The sequence below is a fragment of the Bacillus sp. FJAT-49736 genome (assembly GCF_018343615.1).
Classification (GTDB): domain Bacteria; phylum Bacillota; class Bacilli; order Bacillales; family Bacillaceae_C; genus Margalitia.
Window position 1 is genome coordinate 85146 of sequence record NZ_JAGYPI010000003.1, and the last position, 19446, is coordinate 104591.

16 protein-coding genes and 1 riboswitch are annotated in these 19446 nt (G+C 37.2%); of the genes, 11 read left to right on the forward strand and 5 right to left on the reverse strand.

Annotation, left to right across the window (positions count from 1 at the left end; all coding sequences use genetic code 11):
* The first annotated feature begins 86 nt into the window (after positions 1-86).
* From KHA87_RS16530 to KHA87_RS16545, 4 genes are all read left to right on the forward strand, one after another.
* Positions 87-1433 carry a D-serine ammonia-lyase gene (locus tag KHA87_RS16530; protein ID WP_213095287.1) on the forward strand — a complete coding sequence of 449 codons (1347 nt, stop codon included), beginning with the start codon at positions 87-89 and terminating at the stop codon, positions 1431-1433.
* A 119-nt stretch (positions 1434-1552) separates the two neighbouring features.
* Entirely contained in the window at positions 1553-2380 is an 828-nt protein-coding gene (locus KHA87_RS16535) for a basic amino acid ABC transporter substrate-binding protein (RefSeq protein ID WP_213095288.1), read from the forward strand.
* Positions 2381-2447: 67 nt separating this feature from the next.
* Complete coding sequence (locus tag KHA87_RS16540; protein WP_213095289.1) at positions 2448-3104, forward strand: amino acid ABC transporter permease; 657 nt, start codon at positions 2448-2450, stop codon at positions 3102-3104.
* On the forward strand, positions 3101-3823 hold the full coding sequence (locus KHA87_RS16545) for an amino acid ABC transporter ATP-binding protein (protein WP_213095290.1): 723 nt from the start codon (positions 3101-3103) through the stop codon (positions 3821-3823). Before KHA87_RS16540 ends, KHA87_RS16545 begins: the two co-directional genes overlap by 4 nt.
* 46 nt (positions 3824-3869) lie before the next feature.
* Here KHA87_RS16545 and KHA87_RS16550 read toward each other — a convergent pair whose 3' ends face one another.
* Positions 3870-4745, reverse strand: coding sequence for a DUF4349 domain-containing protein (locus KHA87_RS16550; protein ID WP_213095291.1), 876 nt, complete (start codon positions 4743-4745; stop codon positions 3870-3872).
* A gap of 292 nt (positions 4746-5037) precedes the next feature.
* On the opposite strand from KHA87_RS16550, the gene tet reads away from it, so the two are divergent.
* Complete coding sequence (gene tet / locus KHA87_RS16555) at positions 5038-7005, forward strand: tetracycline resistance ribosomal protection protein (protein WP_213095292.1); 1968 nt, start codon at positions 5038-5040, stop codon at positions 7003-7005.
* A 109-nt stretch (positions 7006-7114) separates the two neighbouring features.
* Here tet and KHA87_RS16560 read toward each other — a convergent pair whose 3' ends face one another.
* A complete protein-coding gene (locus KHA87_RS16560) occupies positions 7115-8293 on the reverse strand; it encodes a NupC/NupG family nucleoside CNT transporter (protein WP_213095293.1) in 1179 nt (392 codons plus the stop codon).
* Positions 8294-8337: 44 nt separating this feature from the next.
* Positions 8338-10305: an FUSC family protein gene (locus KHA87_RS16565; RefSeq protein ID WP_249310546.1), complete on the reverse strand. Its 1968-nt coding sequence runs from the start codon at positions 10303-10305 to the stop codon at positions 8338-8340.
* 210 nt (positions 10306-10515) lie between these two features.
* Between KHA87_RS16565 and KHA87_RS16570 the strand changes: the two genes are divergently transcribed.
* Both KHA87_RS16570 and KHA87_RS16575 read left to right on the forward strand, forming a co-directional pair.
* A complete protein-coding gene (locus KHA87_RS16570) occupies positions 10516-10971 on the forward strand; it encodes a MarR family winged helix-turn-helix transcriptional regulator (RefSeq protein ID WP_249310548.1) in 456 nt (151 codons plus the stop codon).
* Positions 10972-10987: 16 nt separating this feature from the next.
* Complete coding sequence (locus KHA87_RS16575) at positions 10988-12187, forward strand: MFS transporter (RefSeq protein WP_213095295.1); 1200 nt, start codon at positions 10988-10990, stop codon at positions 12185-12187.
* Between the two features lie 96 nt (positions 12188-12283).
* Here the strand turns inward: KHA87_RS16575 and KHA87_RS16580 are convergent, their stop codons facing one another.
* Entirely contained in the window at positions 12284-12769 is a 486-nt protein-coding gene (locus tag KHA87_RS16580; RefSeq protein WP_213095296.1) for a QueT transporter family protein, read from the reverse strand.
* A gap of 8 nt (positions 12770-12777) precedes the next feature.
* Positions 12778-12822: riboswitch (PreQ1 riboswitch) on the reverse strand.
* Positions 12823-12983: 161 nt separating this feature from the next.
* Between KHA87_RS16580 and KHA87_RS16585 the strand changes: the two genes are divergently transcribed.
* On the forward strand, positions 12984-13748 hold the full coding sequence (locus tag KHA87_RS16585; RefSeq protein ID WP_213095297.1) for a MerR family transcriptional regulator: 765 nt from the start codon (positions 12984-12986) through the stop codon (positions 13746-13748).
* Between the two features lie 138 nt (positions 13749-13886).
* Here the strand turns inward: KHA87_RS16585 and KHA87_RS16590 are convergent, their stop codons facing one another.
* Positions 13887-15641, reverse strand: a complete 1755-nt coding sequence (locus KHA87_RS16590) for an alpha amylase N-terminal ig-like domain-containing protein (RefSeq protein WP_213095298.1) — start codon at positions 15639-15641, stop codon at positions 13887-13889.
* Positions 15642-15803: 162 nt separating this feature from the next.
* Between KHA87_RS16590 and KHA87_RS16595 the strand changes: the two genes are divergently transcribed.
* From KHA87_RS16595 to KHA87_RS16605, 3 genes are all read left to right on the forward strand, one after another.
* Positions 15804-17072, forward strand: coding sequence for an extracellular solute-binding protein (locus KHA87_RS16595; RefSeq protein WP_213095299.1), 1269 nt, complete (start codon positions 15804-15806; stop codon positions 17070-17072).
* Positions 17073-17324: 252 nt separating this feature from the next.
* The gene (locus tag KHA87_RS16600; protein WP_213095300.1) at positions 17325-18602 is read left to right on the forward strand and encodes a carbohydrate ABC transporter permease; all 1278 of its coding nucleotides are present in this window, start codon (positions 17325-17327) and stop codon (positions 18600-18602) included.
* Complete coding sequence (locus KHA87_RS16605) at positions 18603-19445, forward strand: sugar ABC transporter permease (RefSeq protein WP_213095301.1); 843 nt, start codon at positions 18603-18605, stop codon at positions 19443-19445.
* Position 19446: the final 1 nt, after the last annotated feature.

The window sequence follows — 19446 nt, forward strand, 5'->3', positions numbered from 1 at the left end:
GAAAATAAGAAAAAGACATAATATGACGAGTATTTTTTCACTAGCCCTATATAATAAAAGTAAGTTGAAAAAGGGAGGTTTTCTGAATGTCTACAAAACTATTAGAAGGTAAAACTATTTCAGAATGGATAGAAGAATATCCGCTATTACATAACTTATTAAAAATGGATGAAGTTTTATGGATAAATCGAGAATACGGCAAGAAGAAAAATAATACTAAATTAACCAGTATAGACATCTTAGATGCCGAAGAGCGACTACTACGATTTGCACCATATATTCAGTCTGTATTCCCTGAGACAGCAAAAATGAAGGGTATCATTGAATCACCGCTTGTGGAAATTAATAATATGAAAAACTCCTTGGAGCAAAGCTATCAAGTGAATATTTGCGGTAAGCTTCTATTAAAGTGTGATAATGACCTGCCAATATCCGGTTCCATAAAAGCAAGAGGTGGTATTTACGAGGTTCTAAAACATGCGGAAGAGCTTGCCATCAAACATGGACTTTTACAAACTTCGGATTCGTATACAGTCCTTCGTACAGAAAAGTGTAAGAAATTATTCTCTTCGAAAAAAATAGCAGTTGGATCTACTGGTAATCTTGGTTTAAGTATAGGAATTATAAGCGCCTGCCTTGGCTTCAAAGTGACGGTCCATATGTCATCCGATGCAAAACAGTGGAAAAAGGACTTGCTGCGGAGCAAAGGGGTAGATGTAATCGAATATCCAACCGATTACAGTAAAGCAGTGGAAGAAGGAAGAAAACAAGCGGAAGCGGATCCGGATTGTTATTTTATCGATGATGAGAATTCTCAGGATTTATTTTTAGGCTATGCTGTGGCTGCTTCACGTTTAAAAAAGCAGCTGGAAGAAAGAAATATCTTAGTCGATGAGAATCATCCATTGTTTGTTTATCTTCCATGTGGAGTAGGTGGGGGACCAGGTGGAATTACGTTTGGATTAAAGATGGCATTTGGTCATTATGTTCACTGCTTCTTTGCAGAGCCAACCCATTCTCCGAGCTTTCTTATTGGTCAAATGACGGGCCTTCAGGATAAGGTTTCCGTATTTGATTTTGGACTCGATAATCATACTGCTGCAGACGGATTAGCAGTCGGAAAGCCCTCCAGCTTCGTTGGAAATACAATTGGTCATATGCTGAGCGGCTGCTACACAGTTCAGGATCAAAGGCTTTTCACACTGCTGCATGACCTTGCTGATGCCGAAAATATTTACCTCGAGCCTTCCGCAGCTGCAGGAATTTTTGGTCCTATACAAATATTCAAAAAAATGGTGGGATTACAATATATATCTGTGCAAAAATTACAAGATAAGATGGAAAATGCCTATCATCTTGTATGGGCGACAGGAGGAAGTATGGTTCCTGATAATGAAAGGAAGGAGTATTACCGCCGAGGGGAACGTCAATAGTTGACGAAAAATAGAATATTAGATAGAAAAGGCTAGAATTTTTACGAACATTCCCTCTTCTAATCTATTGATGAAATCAATATAGATGAATATGGAAATAGATTACTAGGAGGAAGATTATGAAGAATAAGGCGTTAAAAGGTATCCTTTCTTCATTGGCGATTGGCTTACTTTTGCTAGTCTCCGCATGTGGGACAAGTGAAAAGTCCTCTATGGGAGGAAATAAAGACGAGAAACAGGAGAGGGTGAAATTAAGAATTGTAACAGATGCCTCCTATGCTCCGATGGAGTCATTGGAAGGGGATAAAATTGTTGGGTTTGATGCAGATATTTTAGATGCAATTATGAAAGCAGCAGGATATGATTATGAACTGGTCAATGTTGGCTGGGACCCGCTCTTTGTTGAAATTCAAGGTAAAACGGCGGATGCTGCTATTTCATCTATTACCATTGATGCGGACCGATTACAAACATATGATTTTTCCGTCCCATACTTTGAATCTATTAATAAAATATTGGTTCCAAAGGATAGTAAGGTACAAAGCGGGAATGATTTGAAAGGTAAGACAGTTGCAGTCCAAAATGGTACCACAGGACAGGCAATAACGGAAAAAATATTAGGAAAGAACTCCAGAAATATTAAAAAGTTCGAAAGCAACGTATTGGCGATTATGGAATTATTAAAAGGCGGAGCCGATGCTGTTATGGCTGATAATGCAGTTGTCGAGGAATATGCAAAAAATAATCCAAAAGATAACCTTAAAGTCATTTCAGATACTTCTTTTCCGTCTGAGTTCTACGGAATTATGTTACCGAAGGGAAGTAACCTGAAAGCCGATATTGATAAGGCAATAAAGAAGATTGTGGAAAACGGAACCTATGCTAAGCTTTACAAAAAAGCATTCGGTACCGAGCCAAATATATCTGCACTACAAAAACAATACTAAACATTCCTAGAATTGCGTAGCAAACCTAACTGTTACGCAATTTTTATCTTTCTGGAGGAGATTCCATATGGATTTTCGTTTTGATTTAGTTGAACAATATATGCCATATTTTTTGCGAGGAACCCTTATTACAATAGAGTTTTCTATATTAGGGATTATTTTTGGTACCATTGTCGGTCTCATTATTGGGATTGGGAAAATGTCAGAAAATAGGGTGATTCGGTTTCCCTTTGTTTGGTATATTAACTTTTTTAGGGGAACACCACTTTTTGTCCAGATTCTCCTCGTTCATTTCGCAGTAATCCCAACATTAACAGGTAAAACAAATGCGTTCCTTGCATTAGTTGTAGCACTTTCTATTAATTCAGGGGCATATATTTCAGAAATTTTCAGGGCAGGGATCCAATCGATTGATCGGGGACAGATGGAGGCGGCGCGGTCTCTTGGTATGACTCATAGGCAAGCAATGCGCCTTGTCATTTTACCTCAGGCAGTAAAAAGAATGATTCCTCCGCTTGGAAATGAGTTTATCGTATTAATTAAAGATTCTTCCCTCGGGGCTGTCATTGCGGCACCTGAATTAATGTATTGGGGACGTGCCATGCAAGGTCAGTATTACCGCCCTTGGGAGCCATATTTAACGGTTGCGCTCATCTATTTTGTTTTAACACTCCTACTCACATATTTGGTTAATTATATAGAAAGAAGGGTGAGCACGGAATGATTAAAGTAGAAAGCCTTAAAAAAACATTTGGAAAAAATGAAGTATTAAAGGATATAAGTGTGAATATAAAGTCAAGGGAAGTAGTCGTGGTCATTGGACCTTCCGGGTCAGGGAAATCTACTTTTTTAAGATGCCTTAATTTACTGGAGACCATTACTGGTGGACATGTATATATTGAAGGAACGGATATTACTGATTCCAAAACAGATATTAATGAAATACGGCGAGAAGTGGGAATGGTGTTTCAGCAATTTAATTTATTTCCCCATAAAACCGTTATGGAAAACATCATGATGGCACCGATCCATGTACGAAAATGGGATAAGGAAAAAGCCCGCCAAAAGGGATTGGAGCTACTAGGAAAAGTGGGTCTTATGGAAAAGTCGGATGTATATCCCGATTCCTTATCAGGAGGTCAGAAGCAGCGGGTTGCCATCGCAAGGGCCTTGGCGATGGAACCAAAAATCATGCTGTTTGATGAACCAACATCCGCACTGGATCCTGAGATGGTCGGTGAAGTTTTGGAGGTTATGAAGCAGCTGGCTAAAGAGGGAATGACGATGATAATTGTAACACATGAAATGGGGTTTGCCCGTGAGGTTGGTGACCGGGTATTGTTTATGGATGGAGGATATATTGTGGAGGAAAATATTCCAACCGAACTTTTCGACCATCCACAGCATGAAAGAACAAAGGCATTTTTAAGTAAAATATTGTAGTTTCCAAAAAGAAAGGCGAGCAGCACACCGCTGCTCACCTTTCTTTTTATTTTTCTTTAGACCGTCTCCTCCAAATCCAAAAGACAATGAAGGCAATTACTCCTAATAGGAGGATAACAGGAAGGTTACCAATGATAAAAACAATTAACCCTGATAAGAATGAAATAAGAAAATTGATGCTTTTCATAAATTGCTTTTTCGTTTTTTCCCAAGTGTTCAATTGATTGTTTTCCAGACCTGGCACAATAACTTTATTTTCGTAAAGATTAATCGAGATGGTAGACAAGTCTACTTGATTGTTTATATATTTAATTTGTCCTTCAAGGGTTTCTACTTCTTCCTGCACTCTTGATAGCTCATTAGAGATTTCTAGTAACGTTTTTGTATCCTTTGCTTCGTTCATAAATTGGATAAGTCTTTTTTCAGCCAATTTCTTCGACTTTAAACGGGATTGCAAATCAACGTATTCCTCCGTTACATCCTTCCCGTCAATGTTTTGATTATCGACTTTAACTCCTAAAGGTTTTATCTTGTTTAGAAATTCTTGAAAATGCTCCTGCGGTACTCTTACTGTTAGATAACTGTCCTGCCGTTCTCTTGACCCCTGTATCACTCTTTGTTGGACTATATATCCACCCATTTGTGCAACCATTTCCTTAATTTGATCTTGAATTTTAGAAAGATGCTTTACTTCCATTTCCAGATCTGCATTATAGATTACCTTCCGAGGCAGCACATTTATTTCTTTTTTTGCGCCAGTCTTACTTACACTGTCTTGCTTTACTGATTCGTTCATTTTTGCTCTACTTGCAACATCGTATGAGGATTTGCTACTACTTTTAGATGATTCACTATTACTGCTGCATCCAATTAGCAAAACCATGGAGAAGCATATTAAAACAAATGATTTCCAAAATCGCATTTATTTTTCACATCCTTTTATGATGCTTTAGGTAACCGAGATTTATTTTCTTAATAGACGTCTATATAGAGAAAAGGTTACAAAATATTGGAATTAAACGTATTGGAAAATGAGTGGATTATAGGGGTTCTGATAATTCATAAAAGTGCCTATTATCGCAATAACTGGTTTTACATGATTTTCCTAAAAATATATAATAAGTGTATTAAATCGATTGGAGTGATTATAGTGCGGAAATTTAACAAACGAAATGAGGAAATGACAATGATAAACGAAATGAGGATATTAATTCATGAATATCATAAATATTGGAATAGTAGCGCATGTAGACGCTGGAAAGACGAGTTTGACTGAACGGATTTTATTTGAAACCAATGTAATTGAAGAGATCGGCAAAGTCGATCAAGGAAATACCCAAACAGATTCGCTGGAGTTAGAAAAGAGAAGAGGCATTACGATTAAGGCATCAGTCGTTTCATTTTTGTTGAAGGATATAAAAGTAAATCTTATTGATACACCAGGACACGCTGACTTTATTGCTGAAGTGGAACGCTCTTTTTCTGTTCTTGACGGGGCAGTTCTTGTCATATCTGCCGTAGAGGGGATCCAAGCACAAACCAAGATTTTAATGTCTATTCTTAAGAAGCTCGGAATTCCTACCATCATTTTTATTAACAAAATTGATCGCAGTGGGGCACAGTCCAATATATTAATAGAAAATATCAAGGAAAAACTTGTTGAAAATGTTATCCCCTTATATACGGTTGAGAACATAGGGACAAAGGAAGCGCGAATTTCAGAGAAATGTTTTGAAAAGGATTTTCTTGAAGAAACGATTGAATTAGTAGCAATGAATAATGATGGTTTACTTGAATCATATGTGAACGGAGACGAAATATTAGATGGTCAAGTAGTTAACGTTCTATTGAATCAGATAAAAGAAGCAAAGCTCTATCCTATCTATTTCGGTTCAGCCATGACAGGTGTCGGTGTACGTGAACTACTAGATGGAGTAGCTACAATGTTTCCTGCAGATAATGGACACCCAGATGCTCCATTATCCGGTGCGGTATTTAAAATCGAACGGGAGCTATCCGGTGAAAAAGTCGCCTACGTAAGGGTTTATTCAGGAACTTTGAATGTAAGGGAGTATGTGGACCTAAATCGGAAACTGCTTGATGGTAAAATCCAATCGTATTCGGATAAAATTAAAAAGCTTCAACTATTTAGCGAGGGACAATGTGTCCAGACACAAAAAGTAGTAGCGGGAGATTTTTGTAAGGTATGGGGCTTGAAAGATATTCAGATTGGCGATGTTGTTGGGGAGTGGTCCGAAAAAATCGTTGACATTCATTTTGCGACACCACAACTTGAGACACGAATTGAGGCAAAACAAGAAGAGAAAAGCCATCAGCTATATCAAGCCCTAATGGAACTATCCGAAGAAGATCCATTGATTCAAATCCTAAAGGATGATTTTCATCACGAAATCTATATTCGACTCTTCGGTGAAGTTCAAAAAGAAGTAATCGAAACGACATTAAAAGAGCAATACAAACTGGAAGTTTCTTTTTCAGAAACGAGAATTGTCTGTATAGAAAAGCCAACAGGGATTGGCAATGCAACTGAAATAATGGGGTCAACCGGCAATCCATTTTATGCGACTGTTGGATTTCGTGTTGAACCCGGTGATTCAGACAGTGGTGTGACTTACAGATTGCAGGTTGAACTAGGATCCTTGCCTCTTGCCTTTCATAAAGCAATTGAAGACACGGTTTATGATACTTTAAAGCAGGGTTTGTACGGGTGGGAGGTCACTGATATTATCATAACTCTTACCCATTCGGGGTATGCAAGTCCTGTTACAACTGCAAGTGATTTTAGAAAATTAGTACCACTTGTATTGATGGAGGCGCTTGTAGATGCTGGGACGAGTGTATTAGAGCCAATTAATCAATTTGAATTACAGGTTCCTGCAAATGCACTTAGCAAAGCAATGTTCAAGCTATCAGCACTTCAGGCAGAAATGGAGGAGCCAGTTCCTCATAAAGAGATGTTTCTTTTAACAGGAACTTTACCAATGGCGGTAACAGATAATTTTAAGAGAGGGCTACATTCTTTTACAGAAGGCGAAGGAGTTTTGGTGACAAAACCATGCGGCTATAGAAGAATGGAAAAAGAGTGCCCAACAAGAAAAAGAGCGGACTTTAATCCATTAAATCGCAAAGAATATTTGCTTCATGTAATGCGTACTTTTTAAACAATTGAACACCTGTCTTATTTTTATAGGCAGGTGTTTTATTTGCTAAGACTGTTTTCATATAGATTAGGTGCATCTCCATTACCAAAGGTTGAATCTCCTTTGCTAATTATAGAACGAAGCTCACGATAATAGCCGACAGCACACTTACCAAAGTAGCGCCATACAACAATTTTAGACCAAACCGAGCTACCGTATTTCCCTGTTTCTCACTTAAGCCTTTCACTGCTCCTGAAATGATTCCAATGGAAGAGAAATTGGCAAAGGATACAAGAAAGACGGAAATGATACCGAGCGATCTTGGGCTAAAGATTGATTGAATTTTCGTCAAGTCCATCATAGCAACGAATTCATTTGTAACAAGCTTTGTTGCCATAATTCCACCAGCTTGGACCATCTCCGGGCCAGGTATCCCCATTAAAAAGGCAAACGGGGAGAAGATATACCCAAGAATTTGCTGGAAGGAGATGCCGAAAATCAAATCAAAAACATTATTAATAGCTGCCATTAACGCTACAAATCCAATCAACATTGCACCAACAATAACAGCAACTTTAAACCCATCTAAAATATATTCTCCAAGCATCTCGAAAAAGCTCTGTTTTTCCTCTTGAATTTCCAAAATATCATCATTACTGTCAACAGTATATGGATTAATAATGGATGATATGATAAATCCTCCGAATAAGTTAATGACGAGAGCGGTTACGACATATTTAGGCTGGATCATCGTCATATAAGCTCCTACGATGGACATAGATACCGTTGACATTGCGGATGCGCATAAAGTATATAAACGGTGAGCCGGTAAATGATTTAGTTGTTTTTTTACGGTAATAAAAACCTCCGATTGGCCAACCATTAACGAGGCAACTGCATTATAAGATTCTAATTTCCCCATACCATTAATTTTACTAAGGATTAATCCGATGCCTTTCATAATTAGAGGAAGGATACGCAAGTATTGGAATATCCCAATTAATACGGAAATAAAGACAATTGGAAGTAAGACATTTAAGAAGAAAGGCGATTCTCCTTTATTGGCGATTCCGCCAAACACAAAAGAAATTCCTGCCCCCGCATAATCCAGTAGCTTAACAAAAATATTTGCAATCCACTTAATGAATATCAAACCAATTTCAGTATTTAATAAAAGTGCCGCTAATATGATTTGAATGACAATCATCAGAATAATTGGGCGGTACCGAACCTCTTTTCTATTGTTGCTTGCAAGTAAAGCTAGTCCTAGCACAACGATCAAACCTATAATAGCGATAACGTATTTCATCTTTTTCCTCCAGTTTCCATGATAAATACTATGCTGAATAAAAGTTATATAAGAGATGCTTTTTCGTTAACCTGAAGTGCATTTTGCAGGTCGCTAATTTCTTTAGGAATCTTGGCGAAACCTGGGATACTTGGAATATCCTTATTAGGAAGCGATTTTGATAGTTCTGCCGCTTTTGCCATCATTTCAAAAACAAGCAAATATTGCGAAAGAACAGCATCATTCAAAATAGGTCGCTTTTCAAACTTTAAGCAGGCATCAAGAAGATAGCCTAATTGTTCGATAGAAAAAATGGACGGCCAACGTACCTCCAGTGCAGTTTTATTGATAGGAATTTCTCCTAATGCAGTTGTATATACAATTTTTAAGTTGGTAAGATTCGTATGCATTTTGTTCTGTGCATGTATGATTATTGACTCTGAACTACTTTCCCATTTTGAAAACAACATCAGAAAGAATTGCTCCTGGCTGCGAATAGTTTTCGCCATAATATGAGGGAGAAGCGTGGAGGCACGTCTTCTACCTATTATTATCGTTCCAATCAGACCAATCATACATCCAATAATAATATCCTCAACTCTCGCTGTAGCAAAATAGGATACATTTTGAAGTGGTGACGAACTTTCAGCCATTAATAAAGCATTAGGTGTAATAAAAAAAGCAGCAATTGCATAATTGCGAACGATAAATAATTCTGTTAGAAATGTTAAAATCATGTTTAAAAAGGCAATTAAAATCCCCTGAGGGTGAGTAGATAATGCAAAAGCCGCAATTAAAATCCCAATGACGGTTCCAAACGACCGTTGTATGGCTCTATGAAATGTAGACATAATCGTAGCTCCTGACATGACAGCTGCACAGGAAAGTGGTATCCAATAGGACCGGTTAAATGGAGAATAATTGGCTATTAAAGCCGCAATTAAAAGGATTATTCCGTATCTTACCGATGTATGGAAAACCATCGAGTTTTTATCAAAGGCCCCGCCTAAAAGGGTTTTTAAGGATAGTTTTGAAATTTTCACTTCACTATTTATTTTGGTTATAGGCTCATTCAAAATTGCATCTGCATCATAAATTTTTGAAAATAACTTCATGGTCGTTTCATCTATTTGGTCAGGTACTTGTATACGTGTAATGGACTCTATATTTTTTTGCTCAATAGATTTAATAAGTGTTCTGACAGACTTGCTTAACTCTCTTGGCAGCTCTTCGCTATTCTCGTCTGTATGTTCTAAAATGTATAAAAAAATATTGTTCGCATGGTCATTTAATAGAACCAATCTTTTATACTGATCTGAAACTCTCCACGATATGTACCCTTCTGTTAATGTATTCTTTGCTGAATTTAATGCTAGTACTGTTTTATGTCTAGCGGAATCATATTGGTCTGTACTAACAGAATCGATGAAATTAGCAATCTCCTGATAAACTTTTATAACGGCAAGAGTTTCAGGGCCATGTGGATGGAAAATGACCGGCAGCATACCTATTATCCAAGCGATAGCTCCGCCAAGTAAGACAAGTCCTGCTCTATAGGCAGCTTGTGACGGGTCTAACGGCATTCCGGTCGACATGGTAAAACCTAATACAAAGAAAATAGCAGCAGGACCCGGGATTTTTAAAGCACCGAAGATAAAAGTAGCTACAAACCCGATAATACCAACCATAATAGCGGATGCAATCTGCGAGGGGGCAAGAAGTGTCCCAAGTCCAACAGACAGGGACATTCCAACCATAACAGTACCAAGCTTTTTTGCTCTTTTGGCATAAGGTTCATTAAAAACATAAAGATATGTAAAACTGCCAATTCCGGCAATAAGCCCTATATGTAAATTCCCCAGGATTAGTCCGAGTAAGGCTGGTAATGCGATACATATTCCTGCACTAATAGCTTTTATCCATGGAAAAGGGGTTTCTTTTACCTCAAATGCTTGTTTTAAAGCAATACCAAAAGATGGCCTACTGTTGGAAAAGGTAGATGGAGCTCCTTTTTTTGTATAATTATTAGCCAATCCAATCCACCCTCTCTTCATTCATGTTCTGGACATACCAGCATTGCGTGAATTTCATAAACTATGATGACTCAACAGTATATTTTCTATACGCATATGGAAATATCTATTTGTGTGCCAGCCATCAAAATACTTTGTATACAAATTATATTTACACATATAGTATGTTGGTGTATAATTAGATATATAATTTTAAAGGAGACCATCTATATGATGATTTCAATTTCAAAAGATAAGGCAATTGGCTCCGCTTCGGTGCGGACCAGTAAGAAAATTAGCAGATTTTTGAATGTGAACTTGAAGCCGTTTAACATTACCACGGAACAATGGAGTGTGTTAAGAACGTTAAGTGAAACAGACCATATTTCTCAGAAGGAATTGTCAGAGCTAGCGGATAAAGATCAAGCCACACTTACGAAAATTCTCGACTTATTGGAAAAGCATCAATTTGTAAAGAGAGTTTCTAATCCAGCCGACCGACGCTCTTTTCTTATTACCATTACGGATCAAGGAGAAGCTCTTGCGAAAAAGGTTGCTCCCTTTATAGAGGAAATCTTTGTGAAAATTATCAATGGTATTGATGAACAATCAATTGAAATTTACCAAGAAGTACTACTTTCTCTTGAAAGGAATATCGATTTATTACTGGATGAGGAAAACAACTAGAAAGAAGGAATTGTTAATGAATGAAACACCTAAGTTGTGGACAAAACAATTTGTAGCCATTGTATCGATGGCTTTTTTATTTTTTTTATGTATACAATTATTAACGGCGGGTTACCCTGCCTTTATTACGGAAGTAAAGCATAATCCAACTGAAGGGGGATTGATGACGACTGTTTTTATGTTAGCGGCCATCATCACACGTCCTCTAATTGGTTTTTTAATACATCAGGTTAATATAAAAAGGTTGAGTATTTTCTCTTTTGGATTTGTAGCAATTACAGTTGGATTAAGCTACGGACAAGACTCTATTTCTTTCTTAATTTTATTAAGAGTTTTTCATGGGATTGGTTTTGGAATCATGTCCACCATTTTAGCTACGATGGCTACGAATATCATTCCAAAAAAGAAGCTCGGAGAAGGTATAGGATATTACGGTTTAGCAACAAGTGTTGGAACAAGCATGGGGCCAATGCTGGGCTTAGCCGTTCTACAATATTATTCATTTAATATCTTATTGATTATTTCCGTTGCAGCAGCTGTTATTACATTAGTTTTCAGTTTTTTTATTAAACAGCCTGAATCGCAAGCACCGAAAAATAAAGAAAAGGAAAAAGGCGCATTCAAAAAGTATGCCTTTGACAAAACAGCGTTTGTGCCTTGTATATTAACTGCATTCTTTACGATTACATTAGGTGGGGTTATTAGTTTTCTAAGAGAGCTTGGAAAAGAAGAGAATATTAGCGGATCTGTATCGTTATTCTTCTTAATTATGGCTATTGTAATGATCATTGTCCGCCCTTTATCGGGTCGTTTGTATGATACATTTGGCCACAAATTAATAGTTTATCCAGCTACTTTATGTGGAATAGTCGGATTGTTACTTTTAGCAGTTACTCATAGCTCTTGGACGTTACTTCTAGCAGGGTTTTTCTATGGCATTGCATATGGAACGGTTACACCAACACTGCAGGCAATTGCTGTTAGCCTCGTAACAAAAGATAAACAAGGAACGGCAAATGCTATGTACTTCTCCTCAATGGATCTTGGAATGGCTATTGGTTCAACTGGACTTGGAATATTGGCATCCTATACCGGATATCACTTCATTTATGGCTTTTCTATTGTATGTCTAATAGTCTTGCTCATTGTCTATACATTATTATTCGGCAGAAAGAAAACGTTAGATATGACATCAACAGCAACTCAACAAATGTAGATCAAGACATAAAAAAATCGGCAGCCTCACGCTGCCGGTTTTTTTATAGATATGTCCGCGTACAGTGGACAATTGAATATTTCTGATGCTGGGCACCTAGATTACTTTTTCGAAATGAACTCGCTTATTTAAAAGATACATAATTGGTGCTCCGATAGCCATGACGGCAAATTCTCCAATTGCAGTTGTTAACCATGTAAATAAGAATGGAAGATGCGCTGCTAGATGCAACTCGATTGCAATAAAAAACATGGTAATACTAAAGACAATTGTATTTACTATCATGCGGGTCCAAACATTGCTTGTAAATCGGCAAACAATAATCGCAATCAGTAGGGAAATAACGGATTGACCAAAGCCGAACACAAGATCATAGGCACGCATTGGTGAAAAAAATAGATTGGTAAGAAATACCCCTAAAAGCACACCATAAATAAATCTCTTATTAAATACAACTAAATGATTAAACATTTCGGAAACACGAAATTGGATATTCGTAAATCCAAATGGCTGAACAAAAAAAGATATGGCAATATATAACGCAGCCACTATTCCGTTTACTACTAGTGTTTTTACCTTCATATGCAATTCTCTCCTTAGTTTTTTATCGTGGGATGGTTTCGAACCACGTTGTACATACATGTACACAAGATATAATAATATGATTTTTTTTTCATCTAGTCAATTGATATTTATTCCAAAAGGTATCTCATATATGTAAAAAATTTTATTAAAATCCCTATTTACATTAACGTTACGTAAAGGTGTATATTGAAGTTGTCAGGAGGTGAAAAACATGGAATACACAGTGCAAAAGCTTGGGAAACTGGCGGGTATCAGTACTAGAACCCTGCGTTATTATGATGAGATTGGTATTCTTAAGCCGGCAAGAATCAATTCATCTGGATATCGAATTTATGGGGAGCAAGAGGTTGACTGTCTCCAGCAGATCCTTTTTTATAGAGAACTTGGAGTTAGCCTTGAAGATATCAAAAATATTATCACTGATCCGTCATTTAACCGTATGAATGCATTGATGGAACACCGTGATAAACTTCTGGCAAAGCGTAAACAGCTAGATCAATTAATTGCAAATGTTGATAAAACAATAGCCGTAACGGAGGGGAAAATAACGATGGCGGATATAGAAAAGTTTGAAGGCTTTAAGCAAAAAATGATTGATGATAACGAAAAGAAATATGGGGAAGAAATTAGATCAAAATACGGAAATAAGCAAGTAGATGAATCAAACGAAAAAATCAAAGGCATGACCGAGGAGCAGTATGCACAATTTGAGAAATTGGGCGAAAATGTCTTGGCATCTTTAAAGAAAGCAATAAGTACGAATGATCCTGCCAGTGAATTAGCCCAAAAAACTGCTGAATTGCATCGGGATTGGTTATGTTACACTTGGTCCAGCTACAACAAGGAAGCCCATGCAGGATTGGCACAAATGTATGTCGATGATGAAAGATTTGCTGCTTATTACGATAAAGTACAGCCAGGTGCGGCGGAATTTCTGCGGGATGCGATACTGATTTATACCGGAAAGAGACAATAGAAATAAAAAAGCGATTGGTTGACCAATCGCTTTATTAATCGAGATAGTTAGGGAGGAGAATTCTTGAAATTGCACTCTAATACTATTTAGATATTAACAAAAACAGGAGGGGAAAGTTCTCTCCATTTTATTTAATGATTATTTATTTATCTTCCAAATCGCAAACCCAAACGGCGGCAAAACAAGCTCAGTGTCATTTTCTATACGCTGTCCATTCCACAAATCATTTATTTTATGACTTTTTTCAACAGGAGATGGAATCCTTATTTCCTCATCATTATTATTCAATGAAAATAGGATTGTTTCTTCTTCCGATTGTCTTTCATAAACAATATAATTCTTCTTGTTATCTGCTTCGATAAATCGGAATTCCGCTTCAGTACGAAGTGCAGGGTGATCCTTGCGAAGCCTTATTAGCTTTTTCACATATGTTAAAAATTCCTGATCCTGTTTTTTCTTATCCCATATCATACATTTACGGCAACCCGGATCCTGCCCGCCTGTCATGCCGATTTCATCGCCATAGTAGATACACGGTGTCCCGGTGAAGGACAGTTGAAATAATAATAACAGCTTAATCCTGTCCTTGTTTTCGTTTGCTATCGTTAATATTCTAGGAGTATCATGACTTCCAAGGAGATTAAATGCAACCTCATTCACATTCTTAGGATAGGAATGAATGACACTCATAAGAACATTCTTAAATTCCTCGGCATCTATTTTTCCTTTGGCAAAAAAGTCAAGGGCTCCTTGAGTAAATGGATAATTCATTACAGCGTCAAATTGATCACCGCCAAGCCATGGCATAGCATCATGCCATATTTCCCCTAATATATAGGCATCAGGCTTCACTGCTTTTACCGTCTTTCGAAATTCACGCCAAAAGGCATGATCGACTTCATTTGCCACATCAAGGCGCCAGCCATCAATATCAAATTCTTCAATCCAATATTTCGCTACGTTCAATAAGTAATTCTTTACATCCGTATTTTCCGTATTTAGTTTCGGCATTTGCTCTGTAAATGCAAAGGTATCGTAGTTTGGAACAGGTGTTGATTGGACAGGAAACTCTCTTAGATGGAACCAGTCCTTATATTGTGATCTCTCTTGGTTTTGTAATACATCCTGAAAAGGTTCGAAATAAAACCCGCTATGGTTAAAAACAGCATCAAGCATAACTCTGATTCCGTTTTGATGACAAATATCTACCATACGTTTAAAGGTTGCTTTATCGCCAAACTGTGGGTCAATTTCCATATAATCAATCGTGTCGTACTTATGATTTGAGTAGGCTTTAAAAATTGGGGTGAAATAAAGACCGGTAATACCTAACTCTACTAAATAATCAATGTTTTGGATGATTCCCTCAAAATCCCCACCAAAGAAATTGTCATTTTGCGGTTCTGTACTTCCCCAAGGAAGCGCCCCTTTAGGATTAATGGATGCATCTCCATTTGCAAAGCGTTCTGGAAAGATTTGATACCAAACTGTTTCCTTCACCCAATCGGGCGCAAGGAAGACATCTGCTTGATTTAAGAAGGGAAAGCAGAAGTAGTATGCAACATCATCAAAAGGTGCCTCTGCAAAAAAGCCTTTTTCTCCAAAATAAATCGCTTCATTACCGCTTTTAAGCTCAAAGCCATATCTCATTCTCCGAAATTCAGGAGAAACGTCTACAAACCAATAATCGAATAAAGCATCACTTCCACTTAGGTGCATTTCTTTATAGGTAAAAACCCATCCCTGTTTATTCCACATATACGGATCACCGTATAGTAGACTAACCTGCTCTACATCGTTTCTCTTCGTTCTTAAACGAATATGCAAGGTGTTTTCATTATAGGCATAGGCATAATTGTCCTTGGGACGATGATAAATGGATTCCAGCTGCACCTTATATCCTCCTAATCTCGAAATTTCTAAATATTATTATTTGTAAAAATAGCACAAAAAAAATATTTGTGCAAACGGTTGCTTTTTAAATTAGTAAGGATATATAATGATGGTGCAAACGTTTTCATAATATTGTATTGAATGTACAAGGGGGAATTTAATTTGAAAAAGGCATTATCTTTATTATTAGCTCCTATGCTTGTTACTGGAATGCTAGCAGGCTGTGGACCAAAGGATTCAAGCAGCACTTCGCCTGATGGGGGTAAGAAGGCTGAGGATGCAAAGAAGCCGGAAAAATTACTTGTTTGGGAAGATAAAAAGCGAGGTATTGCATTAGAGCCTGCTATTAAAAGCTTTGAAGAAAAATATGGTATTAAAGTAGAATACAAAGAACTTGGTATGGCGGATGAAATGCAGAAACAACTACCGCTTGACGGACCAGCTGGAACAGGTCCAGACGTACTAACTCTTCCGCATGATCAACTTGGTGCTTTAGCTACACAAGGTCTTCTTGAGCCATTGAAAGTAGACCAATCTGTTCTTGATTTATATACTGAATCGTCTATTCAAGCAGAAACGTATAATGGTAAGTTATATGGATTGCCAAAGGCAACGGAAACTCCTGTATTTATTTACAACAAAAAGTATATGCAGAAAGCACCGGAAACATTTGATGAACTATATTCCTTTGCGAAATATTTTACAAAAGATGGAAAATACGGATTTTTAGCACTTTGGGATAATTTCTATTTTGCTAATGCAATTATGGCTGGTAACGGCGGATACGTATTTAAAAATAATGATGGCACATTAGATCCGAAAGATATTGGATTAAATAATGATGGGGCACTTGTTGGTGCAGAGTATATTGGTAAATGGTACAAAGAGGGGCTATTCCCGAAAGGAATCGTTGGTAAAAGCGGCGGTTCTGCAAAGGATGGTTTAATGAACGATGGAAAGGTTGCATCTGAAATGGATGGTCCATGGGCATTCCAAGGCCTTCAAAATGCAAAAATTGATTTTGGTGTTGCACCACTGCCTAAGCTGCCTAACGGAGAATATCCAAAAACTTTTGTGGGTGTAAAGGGCTGGCAAGTGTCCGCTTATTCTAAGAACAAAGAGTGGGCTACGAAATTAGTAGAGTGGCTAGCAAATCCGGAAAATGCAAAAATTCGTTATGAAAAAACAGGAGAAATTCCTCCCGTTAAATCTATAATGGAAGACCCTATTATTAAAGATAATGAAGGTGCAAATGCAGTTGCGGTTCAATCAGAACGTGGAGTACCTATGCCGAATATTCCTGAGATGGGTCAAGTATGGGAACCGATGGCAAACTCCCTTCAATTAATCGCAACGAACAAACAAGATGCTAAAAAATCACTGAATGATGCAGTGAAGACAATTAATCAAAAAATCGAATCCACTAAATAATAGATAAAGAATATTATTTGTTATGGACTAAGTGTCGATTGACAGAAGATATATTTTTAAACTGCAATGATAAGCGGTGCCTCTTACTTGAGGCGCTGCTTCAAATTTTATATTCATGCTCCGGTTAATAAATATGTAAATGCCAACCCCAAAAAGAGGTTTGCATTTAAAGCTCATTTTGGGGTTGGTATTAACCTCGAGATGCTAATATTGCAATTGCATAATTTTTAGAAAGGGGAGCGCATACGTACAATGGAAGTAAGTCAGTCGAAACATCAAAAATCTGCAGTTGCCTTATCTATAATTCCTGGCTTCGGTCAATTTTACAATCGGCAATACATCAAGGGTATTGTTTTATTCATTCTCTCCTGTGCATTTCTTGTTGCCTTTAAAGACCTTTTAAACATGGGATTATGGGGACTTGTTACATTAGGAACAGAACTGCCGAGAGATAACTCTATCTTTCTCTTAATAGAGGGAATTCTTGCACTTATAGTGGTTGTATTTGGATTAGGTCTTTATGTCTTTAACTTTTACGATGCTTTTAATAATGGAAAAAAGAGAGACAATGGCATTGAACTAACGACAGTAAATCAACAATATAGAAACGTGGTGGATAAAGGTTTTCCCTATTTAATTTTGTCTCCTGGAATGTTCCTATTAATCTTTGTTGTTATATTTCCAATATTGTTTGTCGTGTTATTGGCTTTCACAAATTATGATTTATACCATTCTCCTCCAGCCAAGCTGGTAGATTGGGTTGGGTTTAAGAATTTTATTGATATTGTAAAGCTCGATATTTGGAGATCTACCTTTATTGATGTTTTTTCATGGACACTGATTTGGACGTTTGTTGCTACGACCTGCCAAATTGCAATTGGGATATTTTTAGCCGTTCTCGTCAATCAAAAGGATTTGAAATTCAAAAAGCTATTTCGAACAATCTTAATTTTGCCATGGGCAGTTCCGGCATTTGTTTCGATTCTAGTATTTGCTGGGATGTTCAATGATACTTTTGGAACGATTAATAATGATATATTAGGATTTTTTGGAATTGATCCGATTCCATGGTTAACAAATCCATTTTGGACCAAGGTTGCCTTAATTATGATTCAATCATGGCTTGGTTTTCCTTTTATTTTCGCAATGGTAACGGGTGTATTGCAATCCATTCCTGATGAATTATATGAAGCTGCAACGGTTGATGGTGCAAGCGTCTGGCAGCAATTCAAAAAAATTACACTGCCAATGATCTTATATGCTGTGGCACCGATATTGATTACCCAGTATACGTTTAACTTTAATAACTTTAACATTATTTATCTATTTAACGGAGGCGGTCCGGCTGTTCCGGGACAAACGGCTGGAGGCACCGATATCTTGATTTCATGGATTTACAATTTAACACTGGAAACAAAGCAATACGCAAAAGCTGCTGCCATTACTCTTATACTTTCTTTTATTGTCATAAGCGTAGCAATTTGGCAGTTTAGAAGAACGAAATCATTCCAAGAAGAGGATATGATGTAAATGAGTATGAAAAGACAAAAATTCATTCGCTTAACGATAACATATATCATTTTGGCAATTGTGGCAGTGATTATTATTTATCCAGTGTTGTGGATTGTAGGATCCTCCTTGAATCCCGGTGATAGCTTATCCGGTTCCTCCATGATTCCGAAGCATGCTACATTTGCGCATTATAAGGAGCTCTTTGACCTCGATAAAAGCAAATACTTGATCTGGTATTGGAATACGTTGAAAATTTGCTTCTTTACGATGATTTTAGCGGTATTCTTAATTGCGCTAATGGGCTATTCCTTTTCGAGATATCGATTTAAAGGCAGAAAATATAGCTTAATGACCTTTCTAATCCTGCAAATGATTCCAAATTTTGCTGCTCTTATTGCCATTTATGTATTAGCACTACAAACTGGCTTAATTGATAAGCATTTTGGTTTAGTATTGTTCTACGTTGGCGGTTTGCTACCGATGAATACATGGCTGGCAAAGGGATACTTCGATACGATCCCTAAAGAACTTGATGAATCAGCGAGGATGGATGGAGCAGGACATTTTCGGATATTCTGGCAAATTATTCTGCCGCTTGCAAAGCCAATATTGGCGGTTATTGCCTTATTTAGTTTCATTTCACCATTTACTGATTTTATCATAGCAGGAGTTTTATTGCGGACGGAGGATAATTACACATTAGCTGTTGGACTTTATCAATTAGTTGCAAAGCAATTTGGGAATGAATTTACAACATTCGCAGCGGGAGCTGTGCTGATTGCAATACCGATTTCAATATTATTCTTATCCTTACAAAAGTATCTCATTTCCGGTTTAACAGCTGGAGGAACAAAAGGTTAAT

What these genes read in the sequence shown, in the direction of transcription:
- KHA87_RS16530 (WP_213095287.1), top strand. Translation starts at nt 87, where the DNA reads ATGTCTACAAAACTATTAGAAGGTAAAACTATTTCAGAATGGATAGAA.
- KHA87_RS16535 (WP_213095288.1), top strand. Translation starts at nt 1,553, where the DNA reads ATGAAGAATAAGGCGTTAAAAGGTATCCTTTCTTCATTGGCGATTGGC.
- KHA87_RS16540 (WP_213095289.1), top strand. Translation starts at nt 2,448, where the DNA reads ATGGATTTTCGTTTTGATTTAGTTGAACAATATATGCCATATTTTTTG.
- KHA87_RS16545 (WP_213095290.1), top strand. Translation starts at nt 3,101, where the DNA reads ATGATTAAAGTAGAAAGCCTTAAAAAAACATTTGGAAAAAATGAAGTA.
- KHA87_RS16550 (WP_213095291.1), bottom strand. Translation starts at nt 4,745, where the DNA reads ATGCGATTTTGGAAATCATTTGTTTTAATATGCTTCTCCATGGTTTTG.
- tet (WP_213095292.1), top strand. Translation starts at nt 5,038, where the DNA reads ATGAATATCATAAATATTGGAATAGTAGCGCATGTAGACGCTGGAAAG.
- KHA87_RS16560 (WP_213095293.1), bottom strand. Translation starts at nt 8,293, where the DNA reads ATGAAATACGTTATCGCTATTATAGGTTTGATCGTTGTGCTAGGACTA.
- KHA87_RS16570 (WP_249310548.1), top strand. Translation starts at nt 10,516, where the DNA reads ATGATGATTTCAATTTCAAAAGATAAGGCAATTGGCTCCGCTTCGGTG.
- KHA87_RS16575 (WP_213095295.1), top strand. Translation starts at nt 10,988, where the DNA reads ATGAATGAAACACCTAAGTTGTGGACAAAACAATTTGTAGCCATTGTA.
- KHA87_RS16580 (WP_213095296.1), bottom strand. Translation starts at nt 12,769, where the DNA reads ATGAAGGTAAAAACACTAGTAGTAAACGGAATAGTGGCTGCGTTATAT.
- KHA87_RS16585 (WP_213095297.1), top strand. Translation starts at nt 12,984, where the DNA reads ATGGAATACACAGTGCAAAAGCTTGGGAAACTGGCGGGTATCAGTACT.
- KHA87_RS16600 (WP_213095300.1), top strand. Translation starts at nt 17,325, where the DNA reads ATGGAAGTAAGTCAGTCGAAACATCAAAAATCTGCAGTTGCCTTATCT.
- KHA87_RS16605 (WP_213095301.1), top strand. Translation starts at nt 18,603, where the DNA reads ATGAGTATGAAAAGACAAAAATTCATTCGCTTAACGATAACATATATC.